This window comes from Mucilaginibacter sp. P1_D10, from assembly GCF_056406215.1.
The window spans coordinates 168328-180871 of record NZ_JBFUAP010000011.1 but is presented as its reverse complement, the minus strand read 5'-3'; the positions used below and the strand labels follow the sequence as shown (position 1 = coordinate 180871).

5 protein-coding genes are annotated in these 12544 nt (G+C 48.5%); all 5 read right to left on the bottom strand.

Features of this window, described 5'->3' with window-relative positions:
• Positions 1 to 34: 34 nt before the first annotated feature.
• Positions 35 to 2446, bottom strand: coding sequence for an ABC transporter permease (locus AC1DYT_RS18480; protein ID WP_477471011.1), 2412 nt, complete (start codon positions 2444 to 2446; stop codon positions 35 to 37).
• Positions 2447 to 2653: 207 nt separating this feature from the next.
• On the bottom strand, positions 2654 to 5443 hold the full coding sequence (locus AC1DYT_RS18475) for a glycoside hydrolase family 2 protein (RefSeq protein WP_477471010.1): 2790 nt from the start codon (positions 5441 to 5443) through the stop codon (positions 2654 to 2656).
• A gap of 594 nt (positions 5444 to 6037) precedes the next feature.
• The gene (locus AC1DYT_RS18470) at positions 6038 to 7582 is read right to left on the bottom strand and encodes an FG-GAP repeat domain-containing protein (protein ID WP_477471009.1); all 1545 of its coding nucleotides are present in this window, start codon (positions 7580 to 7582) and stop codon (positions 6038 to 6040) included.
• Positions 7583 to 7611: 29 nt separating this feature from the next.
• Positions 7612 to 8931, bottom strand: a complete 1320-nt coding sequence (locus AC1DYT_RS18465) for a vanadium-dependent haloperoxidase (RefSeq protein ID WP_477471008.1) — start codon at positions 8929 to 8931, stop codon at positions 7612 to 7614.
• Positions 8932 to 8947: 16 nt separating this feature from the next.
• Positions 8948 to 12520, bottom strand: a complete 3573-nt coding sequence (locus AC1DYT_RS18460; protein WP_477471007.1) for a VCBS repeat-containing protein — start codon at positions 12518 to 12520, stop codon at positions 8948 to 8950.
• Positions 12521 to 12544 lie beyond the last annotated feature (24 nt).

The following is a 12544-nucleotide window of genomic DNA, read 5'->3' as shown; positions in this document are numbered from 1 at the left end:
TCATAATCAACTAGATAATTTTAAATTCAGCTTCTTATTCGGAACGCAAACTCTTAATTGGATTCACTAACGCAGCTTTTATCAGCTGGAAACTCACGGTGGCCAGGGCTATACAAACCGCTATGCCGCCCGCCATAGCAAATATGCTCCAATTGATGCTGATCTTATAGGTATAATCCTGCAGCCATTTATTCATCAGGTACCAGGTTATGGGCGATGCGATAGCAAAGCCGATAACGATAAGCACTACGAATTCTTTAGAGAACAGGTAAACGATGCCCGATACCGATGAACCCAGCACCTTGCGGATACCCACCTCTTTGATACGCTGCACTGCCATAAACGAGGCCAGGCCGTATAAACCCAGGCAACTTAGTAGGATCGCAATTACTGCGAAGCACTGGTATATCTGGCTCAGTTGGTTTTCCTGTTTATAAAAGCTGGCCAACTGGTCGTCTACAAACTCGTATTCGAACACAAATTCGGGGTAAATATCGTTCCAAGCTTTCCCAACCTCGGGCAAAGCCGTTTTGAAATTTGCTGCCGACAATTGGATACTGGCAAGCGAAAACTGCTTTTTATTGGAAGAAATCAGCAGCGGCGCATACTCTTCTTTAAAGGAACGGTTATGATAGTTCTTCAGCACGCCTACTATTTTGCCTTTTACTTTGTCGTTAAATGCTATCTGCTTATTTAAAGCATCTTCGGGCTTACTGATGCCAAGTTTGGCAACCAAGGCCTCATTAACTAAAAACTCCCGGATGGTATCTGATTGGGCCAGGTTATGGCCCGCAACAAATTTAAGTTGGTACAGCGGCGCGTAGTTCTCATCCACCATCTTTATTATCGAATAAAAATCTACCCGCTTAGGCGAATTTTCAAAAATAAAGTTCGTCCAGTCTTCATCGCCATCGGCGGGCCTGCTCGAGTTAAGGCTGGTTGCCTCCACTCCTTTTATGGTAGCCAAACGCTGTTTGAGGTAGTCCAGTTTGCTGATGCCTGCGCTATCGCCCGGGAAAGGCACGTTAACGATGGCATCTTTGGCAAAGCCCATACTTTGCTTAGTGAAATAGTTCATCTGTTTTACGATGATGAAAGTACAGATAATGAGCCCCTGCGCTATCACGAACTGGAACACCACCAGGGCATGCCTTAGCGAAATCCCCTTAGGCACTTTAGATGCAAGCTTGCTTTTTAATGCATTGATTGGGTTAAAGCCCGATAACACCATAGACGGATAGAACCCGGCTACCACAGTAACCACTACCACTAACCCGGCTACAAATGCAGCAACCTTAAATTGTAGCAGCATAGCTGCAGAAAGTGCCAGATCCATTATTTTACCTATCATGGGAATGGCGATTAAGCTGATGATAACAGCCAGTACCAGCGAAATCAATACGATTACCAGGGTCTCTGCCAGGAACTGCATTTGTAGCTGCCCCCTGTTGCCGCCCAATACTTTGCGGATCCCTACTTCCTTAGCACGATTTATCGCTTGCGCAGTAGCCAGGTTGATGAAGTTTACGCAGGCTATTACCAATATGAAGGATGCGATCATCCAAAGCATGGTTATCATCTGCGGACTGATGCTTTTATCTGAAAAATCACCGGCTTTGGTATCGTAATGCACAGCATTCAGTGCCTGGGCTATTTCGCTATCTTTATTGTCGGGCTCGTGGTTCTTTTTCACCATGGCACGTGCCTGGGCAGTAAGGTAATCGCCCGTCATACCGGGGGGTACCAATACATAACAGCCAAAACTACCCATGGTGCCGTTCCACTCATGCTCTTTCACCATGCGTTCGGTCCAACCGGTGCCTAGCGACATTACGATCTGGAGGTTGAAATCTGTATTGACAGGGGCATTTTTGATGATGCCGGCCACTTTCATGGTTGTTTGATTATTCCATTTGATAGATTGGCCAATGGCCTTGTGCCAGTCGCCAAAGTAACGCTCGGCAGTAGCCTGGCTTAGCAAAACAATGTTGGGGTCTTTCAGCACGTTGGGGCTGCCTTGCAGCATCGGGAAATCGAAAATGCGAAAAAAAGCGGGTGTGGTTGCGAATACGCCTTGGGTCTCTTTAAATTTCTTTAATACCTCCCCTTCTGCATTCAACACTTGCATTTGCTCTTGCCGGGCGTTGAATACCGGCGCAACTTCCTGCACGCCGGGTATATATTGTTTCAGGAATTGCGGTATAGCCCACGACACGCCTTTCCCGTAAAAAATCTCTTTAGAATCTGCATGGTGATACTCCGTAAGCAGGCGGTACGTCCGGTCTTTTTTGGCGTGGAAGTTATCAAAACTGGTATGGAACTGTATCAACACGAAAATCACCAGGCAAACGGCAATGCCCGAGCCCAGGCCGATAATGTTGATAAACGTGTAGGCCTTTTGCCTGTACACATTACGCCATGCGGTTTTAAAGAGGTTTTTTATCATAACAGTTGGGTTAGTTAATTAGCTTGCCAAACTAAGTCAAAGCCAATGCCACCCGCAAAAACTGCCTTGAAACAGTATTTAGAGCCTTTTTTATTTTTGAGGTGTACGATAACGGACACTACTACGTACACTTTCGTACATGGTGGCCGTGCAAAAAAAAGCCGGGCAAGTGTCGCCCGGCTTACACCAATTCCCAACTATATATAACTATTTAACTGGCAACGTAATTACCTGTTTTTGCAGGTTCCATCCTTCTAATAGTACTGTAGGAGTTTTGCCGCCTAATTTGGCCAGCGGAGCGCCTACAGTTACGGTAATACTTTCGTGCGGCGCGAGCGAAAAGTAGTTACCCGTCCAATAGCTGGGCATCACTTCGTCGCCATTGCTCATCAACTGCGGGCGCACAAAGAAAGCGAGCTTATCAGATGTGTTGCTGAACGTAATAGTCCATTTATTTTCGCTTGCGCCTTTTTCGGTTTTGATGACTTTGGCGATAACAGTGGCCGTTTTCAGCGTGTTCAGCGCATTAAAGTCATCGGTAGCCGATAACCAGTACACATTATGCGACAGCACTTTGCCGACAGCATTCTTCAGGTTAAGCACCACGAAGCTCATGCTTTTGTTGCCGGCCAATACGTCTTTCAATTGTACCACTTCCTGCACGCCTGTTTGGGCGAGGCCCACATGGGCAACCTTTATCGATTTGATGAGTTTGCTATCCACATCGTAAACATCGGCGGTGGCGGTTAAACTGCCGGTAGCCTTGTGCATACGGTTGATGATGGCCACGCTGCCGTTATCGTAATTATACTGGATGTGCAACGGCTCGCAAGCGTTTTGCATAGCGTAGTAGCCCGCGTTAGGTTCCAGGTACCAATCGTAAATCTGCCAGATAACGCTGGGTAGCGCGGCATTCAGCTTCCAGAGCATTACGCCGCCGGTTTCGTTCAATTTATGGCCGTCGGCCTCAAAAATGCCGCGGTAGCCGTTGTCGTTCATCAGCTGCATTTTATCGCTGAACTCCACCATGGTTTTGGGCTGGCCGTAGCGTTTTGCCATTTCGTTGATGTACTTATCGTACCTGCCTGCACCGGTGGCGGCATCGTGATAACCCCAGCTATCATTCAGCGGGAAAGGCAGTTTGGTATCCCAAACCAGGTTGGGGATTATCCGCTTGAGGGTAGTGTATGGCGGTTGCGATGGCAGGCCGGTTTCATCTTTGAACACCCAATCCTTGCCGGCATTGGCTAGCGCGTAATAGTCTTTAGGGTCTTTCCATTCGTATGGCCCGCCGCTGTACACGCCCGATGGCATATCATCCGGCCAGGAGCCTTTCCAACCCTCGGGCAATTTGGCAAAGCCCGATGAACTTGGGATAAATGGGCGCGTGCCATCCAGCGTAATGATGTCGTTGCGCATTACATCATACAGTTCTTTGCGGGCGTGGCCCTCGTTGCCGCCCGTCCAAACCAGCAGGCTGGGGTGGTTGCGTATGCGGTATATGGTACTCTCCACGTTGTTGATGAACACGTTACCCTCCAGCGGCCAATCGGGCGAGCCTTTGAATTCGCCCTGGGTATCGCCGGTTATCCAAAAATCTGACCATACCATCTGGCCATATTTATCGGCTGCGTTCCAGAAAGCATCGGGCTCGGTAACGCCGCCACCCCAAATACGCACCAGGTTCACGTTGGCGTTGCGGCACAGGTGCATTTCATAATCGTACCGTGCCGAATCGCGGTTCACCATCATATCGGGCACCCAGGCGCCGCCAACCAGGTGCACATTTTGGCCATTCACGAAAAACTTACGGCGCACAAAACCGTTCACCACCTCGGCCTTAGAGCTTACCGTACGTATGCCGAAAACGAACGTGGTATCGTCAGAAACAGCAGTGCCGCTGCTATATTGTAAGCGAATACGGTATAAATTGGCCCTCCCATAGCCGTTTGGCCACCACAGCTTTGGCTGCTTGATAAGCAATTGGCTAATATTATCGCCACTGAGCGACACCGTTTTGCCTGCATTGGCAGGCACGTTGAAGCTTTGCGAGAACTGTACAGCTGCACCCGTAAAGTTCTCAGGTTTTATGCTGATGGTGAGCTTGCCGGTACTTGCCACCGCGCTATGGTTGGCCAGCGTGAGGCTCAAGGATAGCTTAGCCACGCTGGTATCGGGTAGTTTGGGTAAGTCGGTAACTAATTTGGGCCTGCCAATGGTAACGCCGCCTGTGGTGCGCAGGAATACAGGTTGCCAGATACCCATGTTACGGTCGCGCACGGGGGGTATCCAGTCCCAGCCTGCAGAGCAAAGCATGGTAACGTTTTTGCCGATATCGCCTGTAGGGCCGCCATTTTCATAGAATGGGCCGAGGGCCTTCAATTGTTCTTTTGCAGGATAACCCGGATAATCAAGCGGGTATATCTTTACGGCGAGGGCGTTATCGCCACCGGCTATAATGGCTGCGCTAACGTCAAGGTTATGTTCGGCAAACATGCCCGCCATTTGGGTAGAATCGGCAATTTGCTTGCCGTTTACCCATACCGCGGCGCGGTAGTTGATGCCTTTAAATATCAGCTGAAAAAATTTGCCCTTGTCTGCCGCCGGCACTTTAAAGGTGGTGCGGTACCAGTATGGCTTTTTCCATGGGTTGGGGTCGTTTGGCAGGTGGCTATATTGCTCCAGGTTGTACTCTTTGTTGAACTGGTCCGAAGCATCGGGTATCAGCATGTTGTTGAGGCCCTGGTAGGGGTCGGGGTATATTTTATTGGCTACCAGGCCGGTGAGCACGGTTGAGGGTACCTTTACCGGGAACCAATAAACGCCCGAATGGTATTTTGTGGTCGATAGTTCGGCACCGTTTTCTTTAATAAGCGAGGAGGATTGTAAATCGAAATTGGTAAGCTTTACCTGTTTAACCTGCTGGGCAAAAGCGGTTGTAAGCAGCAAAGCGTTTATGAGGGTACCGAACGTGGCGGCGAAAAATAGTTTCTTCATCAGTAATAGTTAACGAGGTAAAACTACGCTCAACGCGGGCGAAAAGAGTGTACTTATTTATCATTTGGTTATACTATTTGGGCGGATGGTGAGAAGTTTTGTTTGTCTAGTTTTTGTTTTATAGAAAATTGGAAAATCAGCCGGAAAACATGACAGATTCAGATAATTTCAAACCCGGTTTTATTGCCCCGGCTGCGGTTCAAACATGCAAAAAACACCCGTGAAAATCTGTGCTTTTCGGTTTTTTTCGGACTTTTTTACGCTTTTTTATGGTTTTTTCATCGCAGGCTAAAAAAGGGCGAAATTTGCATCAAAATGGCATTTGTAGGCTAAATGCAGATTTGCGGGCTGCGAAATCTTGTCCAGCTTTTTCCAGGTTTTTGAACAGTTTCAGCTATGGTTTTCCAGGAATTTCCAGGTTTGAAAGAAGGTCACGGCGTAAGAATACGTTGATATGCGTACACGCATACACGCCGCATAAATTCTCGCCTCACCCCTGCCCTCCAGCCTCGCGCAGCTCGCTCGGGATGACGTGGTGGTTAGCGATCTCCTACTCACCGCATATCCTATGCCTGCTGCGCCTGCATATGGCATTTATTTTTTTGTGTGATTCTCTAACACGATGAAGGGCGTATGCTCATCCCAATTTGGTGCAAAATTCGGCTGGAACAAAAAGCCGGTAGCATAGTTGGCCAGCAATATATCGGGCTTACCATCGTGGTTTATATCGGCAACATCCATGCCCATCCAGCGGCCTAATTTACTTACCGGGATGGCGTGCGGCTTAAATTGCATGGCCTTATCCTGCTCAAAATATATAAATTCTTCGGCCGGCTTATCTTTCATATCGGCAAAAAAGGCAATGGTAGCTATATCCAGGTCGCCGTCGCCGTCAAAATCGGCCGCAATGGCTTTGGTGCAACCATTAATGGGGTAAAACCATTTTTGCTTCAAGCTGAATTTGCCCGTGTTCTCGTAAATGTATAAGCCATGGTATGGTTTCAGGATGCGCGAATCGTGGAAGTTGTAGCCGCAGGTGTAAACCAAATCCAGGTCGCCATCGTGGTCAATATCCGCCAGCTGGAAACTGGTGGAGCTGTTGGTAGGCGGGAATTTCAGCAGCTCCGTAGCATCAAAGCCACCCTTTTTATTGTTGATGTACATGGCAAGGCCTTCATCGCCGGTACCGTATAGCACCATAACGTCGGCCCAGCCATCGTTGTTGAAATCTCCGGTAACGGCCTGTACCGCGCCCGGCCTATCGGCAATGGAGGTGCGCTTGTACCCCTTGCCGTCTGCATATGCTTTAAGCAGGTAAACGCCGCCGGTGTGGAAACCCTGGGCGCATATCACAACTTCCTGTTTGCCATCCTTATCAAAATCGGCACTTAGGGTTTGCACGGGTCGCGGCAGGTCGGTTTCTAACTGGTTAAGCTTTAGCGTACTGCCCAGATTAACCTTAAATACGCGGCCGTTAGGAAAATCGACCGGATCGATACGACCGATGCACGATACAATGGCCTGGTTTACCCCGGCAGAATCTGCTATAAATTTAAGGTCGACAGCTGCCGAAGGCAAATTAACTTTGTTTATAGGCTTAAGCTGGTTATTAAACTCGGTTAAATTGCCGGTTACCACATCGCCCGTATAAATGTTGCCGGTTTTAGGGTTAGCCATTACCATCGAGGTAAAGGCAATATCCGCCGTTTTCTCGGCTTTCCTCAGGGCAAAGCCCGCCCAATCATTCAATAATGGCGTAGGGGCCTTTGCAGCAACCAGCGTATCGGGTGCTGCTTTCTTATAGTAGGATACGATGGCCTGCCAGTTAACCAGGCTCATGCCGCTGGTATCGTTATCGGCTTTATAGTAATCGGCACCGTAGGTTTTTATCGAGAAGAACTGTGCCATGGCCGGCAGGGTGTGTATCGTCCATACATCTTTGGTGAGTGCATCAACCGGCACAAGCGCATGGCATTTGGTGCAATGCTGCTGTACAAGCGCTTTACCATCGGCCAAAGTATCGCCTGTTAGCTCATACGGCCCGCCAACCTTGCTTTTGCAGCTATTGAAAATGGTGCTTATGGATAATACCAATACCCCCGATAATATGCAGGAGGTAAATAAAAAAGTCCTTTTCATTTTTGATGATAAAAGTAACGCCGCCTATATTAATTGGTCAGCTTTAGCTTGTTCCAGATGTATTCGCCTATCTGCTTGCCTTGTGCGGCACCCGCATTTACGCTGTTAAGATAGTGGATGCCTCCGTAGTAGCGACTAATGGATGTTTCATCCGATGCTTTCATGAACGACTTGAAGTGGCGCTGCATACCTATGTAACGCAGATCGCTGGTGTCGTCGTATTCGAAATTATCGCCAAATAAATGCGTAAGCATTACTGCCGATGCCGCGCTGATATCGCTGTGCCCGCTCGGATACTCGGGGAAGGGCGGGGTTTGCAGCATAGGCAGCCATTTCTGGTCGATTTTTTCGTTGATAACGGTTACCGGCCTTATGTAGCGGGTATCGTATTTAACCTGCCAGCCGCTTATAAAGGCATCGAACAGGGCAATAGAGGTTAAAGCATAGGCCTGCGCGGTTTTTACGCCATCGGCTTTGGTTTTTTTGCAGGCTATAGCGGTTATGCCTATCCAGTGGCCGCCCGGCGTAATCTTCTTGTTAACGAACATCAAATGCCCCTGGTGCGTTATTACGAAGGGGTTATCGTCCCAAAAACGGGCAATCTCTATCTGCTCGGGCGTAAGGCTTTTGCTTTGCTCGTAAACTGCTACGTTCTGCTTAAAAAATTCGCTGTTTTTATCCGTGCTGAAGGGCGGCGGCGGCGGCATTTTGAACTGGGTAGACGTATCTATAGCGAAAGTATGCATGGTACCCCAGCAATATTCAACGCCGTCCAGATAATCGGGAGCGGTTGGGCGCCATTTACCAGGGTCGCTGCTGCCTATAAAGCGAGGCTTGCCGCGCGTTTGCGGATAATTATCGAATGCGGCGCGGGCCAGTATGGCTTTACCTATCTTCTCGCCAAAATCAACCGAGCGCGAAAACTCTGCCGTATCCAGGTTGTCCTGATACATGGCAAATACTTTCGATTCGTATTTTTTTAGGGTATCAATAGAGAAAGTTACCTTATGCGCTACCGTGAAAAAAGCCTTGGTAGCAGCAAGCGCAAAGTTGTACTTTTTGCCTTTTTCGGGCTCGGGCATTTTTTTGAAGCCCTTCAACTGGCCCGTTATCGAATTATATTTTGGGTTTGAATACCGCATGGCTTCGTAGGCAGCCAACGAAGTATAACCGTATATGCGGCTGGCCACGGGCGGCGTAAACACATCGTATATGATAACCTGGGTTAATTGGTCTACATTTTCGTGCAATACGTCGGCATCGCTTTTAAGGGCTATTTTGGATTTATTAACGCAGCCGGCGATAACCAAACAAAACGCGGCGACAAATAATACTTTAATGTATCTCATAATTTAGTGCAATAGGTTATTTAATTGGTATGCTCCTTTTGTGGCCAGCAATATCGGTTATGGTAACCGAAGCCATTGAACCACCAATATTAAAGAATCTGCCCGACTGTGACAAGAACGATTGTCCATTATAAAATTCTTGTTTTGCGGTTGTCCCGTTTTTGTACCCAATGGTAGCAAACATATCAGTTGGCTGCAAAGCAATGGTTTGCACGGGCTTCTTCAGCTCGAATATTTTTAGGGCACCCCTAAACTGGCTGGCCGCCAGCAGGTATTGCCCGCCTGCCCCACGCAATTTTACCAATGCCTTGCCGTCGCCGGGGATATAAATACCGCTTTGCATTATGGATAAAGGCTTAAAGCCGCCCTTGCCATCGCCTTTTAGCAGCAAGCCGTTAAAAGCATCGTACCGGCCGGTGCTTACCTCGGTGCCATAGTCGTTGCCGTTTAGTGCTACATCAAGGTTGCCATCTCCGTCGAAATCATCTACTACCATACCGGCCAACTGCGATATTTGCGCCTCGGCAGGCAGCGGCAACATGGTAAATTTACCATGGCCATCGTTACGCAGGTAACCCGACTGTAAGGTATTGGCTTTTAACCTGATGGCGCCTTCGCGCATAGCGGGCGTAAGCACCGAATCCATGGTTGATACCGCGAACGACTTATAATTTTGATACCGTACGCGCATGCTGATCATCTGCTTAACAATATCCTCGCGCGTATGGGCCGGAAACTCCTGCATCTTGCCCTCGCGGTCTTTCAAAAACAAAGACGGAAAAGCATCATAACTATTATTGTTATCGAAATCTTTCGCGGTGATGTACACCGGATATTCGTCACTGGCTTTATAAAAGGTGTTTGTGCCCGTATTGCCTACAATGTAATCGATATCGCCGTCGTGGTCGAAGTCGCCGCCGGCTATCGTGTTCCACCAGCCTAATTTATCGGCAATGCCGGTGGTTGGCGTTTCGTTTTTGAACACGCCATGGTCGTTTTTCAGGAAGGTTACGGGCATCCATTCGCCGGTGAGCACCAGATCGGGCCAGCCGTCGTTATCGTAGTCGGTAAAGGCGGCATCGCATACCAAACCTATATTGTCCAGCCCTTTGGCTACTGTTGGGGTGGCATCGGTAAACTTTATCTGCCCGTTCTTGCTATCGTTTCGCAGCACGAAGCTCGATACCGGTTTAGGGTAATTCCATGGGTTAACACGGCCCGATACGAACAGATCCAGCGAGCCGTCTTTATTATAATCTACCGCCTTTACACACAGCTTGCTGGTAAAGTTTGCGGGTAGGGCGTTGGGTTGCAGGGTAAAATTACCCTTGCCATCGTTGGCGTACATCCTGTCCTGGTATGATTTTGCCCCTGTTTTGTCTTCGTAACCACCGCTTGCAGCGTACAGGTCAAGGTCGCCGTCGCCGTCTGCATCAAACAATAGCAAGCCTTCGTCCTGGTATTTTTCGTCGGGGCCAACAGCCGCCAGCAGGTTACGTTGGGTAAACTTGCCGTTTGCCTGCTGCAAAAGCAGCTGTGCAGGGTATTTAGCGGTGCCGCCAAGCACCATATCGTCGAAGCCGTTACCATCTATATCGCCAACGGCTATTGCGGGTGCGTAGGCCGATAATTTATGTGGAAGCAGTTTCTGTATATTGAAATCGATAAAATCATCGGCCTGGTGCTTGTAAGTAATACCCAATGAGCTGGTAACTTCTGTAAACAACGTAGATTTAGCGATAGGCGCGATATCGAAACTATAGCCGTCACCGGCGTTTTTTATATCCACCACAAGGGTTTGGTCGGCCTTTACGTTCTTCAGCGTTTGCTGTTTACCGTTCTGCCATTTAATAACCACCGAATCGATCTTATCAACCTTGCCCAAACCAAAATGGGCTATGTTCTGTATGGTAGAAAGGTAACCCCTGAATGGCGTATTCTCATACACCTGGTGCTTGCCTTTATCGTAGTAAATATCGGCCCAGGCACCTATGCCGCCCAAATTTTGAGGGCCTCCTTTAAATTGAACCTGTAAAAAATGATTATCGGCCTTCTCCTTATCGCGCGAGGTGTTGCGGTACAGGAAGGGCTCGTCATCAATGTTATTGATAATCATATCCATGGCCCCATCGCCATCCAAATCGGCATATACACAACCGTTAGAGAAGGACGCGATATCCATCCCCCAGCTTTTTGTGACATCATCAAAGCCCAGGTTGCCGTTGTTATGAAAAGCATAGTTGGGTATTTTTACGATGGGTATCTGATCGAGCACTTGCTTTTTGGTAGCTACGGCGAACGATTCGTCGCGGAAGGTGATAAAATCGTGGTCGGTAACATCGCGGGGGTAGCCGTTGGTTACTACTATATCGCGGTAACCGTCGTTATCAAAGTCGGTTATCATCGGCCCCCAGCTCCAGTCGGTTTGGGCAACGCCGCTAAAAAAGGCCACTTCGCTAAATATAGGCGCGCCTATCGAATCGTTTTGCCCCAGACGTGGTCCCTGGTTTAGTTGCAGGGTGTTATGATTGTATTGGTATTGGTAACCGTAATGATCGAAGTTTTGGTATAGCTGGTACGACGTGCCGGGCATGAACATCTTTTTACGGTAGTTATCCTCGGGGTCCATATCCAGCTCAAACACATCGGCAAGGCCATCGTTATTGATGTCTTGTATATCCTGGCCCATGGCGCTGGTGGCGGTGTGCTTAAAATATTCTTTAGAACGGTCGGTAAACGTACCGTCGTGATTGTTGATGTAGAGGATGTTATTGGGCAAAAAATCGTTGGTAACGTAAATATCTTTCCAGCCATCGCGGTTTATATCGGCAATGGTGGCTGCGTGGCCGTAGCCTTCTATCAGTATGCCCGCCGCTTTAGAAACATCGGTATAAACGGGATGCTTTAGCGCAGGGTTGTAATCGTTGCGGTACAGCCTGCCCGTGCTGCGCGACGAGCCATCGGTAGCCAGGTGCCTGAATGCGCTGGTGTTATCGGTAGATTGAGCCTCGTTTACGGTGAGGTACATATCCAGGTCGCCATCGTTATCATAATCGAAGAACGATGCCATGGTAGAGTGTATATTGATATCAAGCCCGTATGCTTTTGCTTCTTCTTTGAATGTGGGGATGCCGTCTTTGCCCACGCCCTGGTTTATGTAGAGCAGGTTCATGCGTTTTGCAGGGTCGTTCAGCAGCGTGTTGCACACGTAAATATCGGCCAGGCCATCGTTATTAATATCTACTACGGCTACGCCTCTGCCCCATCCGCCTTTGCCGCCAACGCCGGCCTTATCGGTAACATCGTCAAACTGCATATCGCCTTTATTGAGGTACATGCGGTTAGATACAGCGTTGCCTACAAAGTAAATATCGGGCTTGCCATCGTTATTAAAATCGCCTATGCCTACGCCGCCGCCGTTATAAATATTCAGCTTATCCAGCGGGTTGATGGTGTCGTTCTCTACGATAAGGTTATTGAACGTTATCCCCGAGTGCGACGATTCGATTTTCTCGAAAAGGGTGGCTTTCCTGCACGAAAAAAAAGCAACAGAAAACAGTAAGAGTAGGATGGGCTTAACAGATCTCATAGGTTTCAATAGTACACAAATATA

Bases quoted from the DNA above. Each gene is read 5' to 3' on its own strand.
- AC1DYT_RS18480 (WP_477471011.1), bottom strand. From the start codon at position 2,446: ATGATAAAAAACCTCTTTAAAACCGCATGGCGTAATGTGTACAGGCAA.
- AC1DYT_RS18475 (WP_477471010.1), bottom strand. From the start codon at position 5,443: ATGAAGAAACTATTTTTCGCCGCCACGTTCGGTACCCTCATAAACGCT.
- AC1DYT_RS18470 (WP_477471009.1), bottom strand. From the start codon at position 7,582: ATGAAAAGGACTTTTTTATTTACCTCCTGCATATTATCGGGGGTATTG.
- AC1DYT_RS18465 (WP_477471008.1), bottom strand. From the start codon at position 8,931: ATGAGATACATTAAAGTATTATTTGTCGCCGCGTTTTGTTTGGTTATC.
- AC1DYT_RS18460 (WP_477471007.1), bottom strand. From the start codon at position 12,520: ATGAGATCTGTTAAGCCCATCCTACTCTTACTGTTTTCTGTTGCTTTT.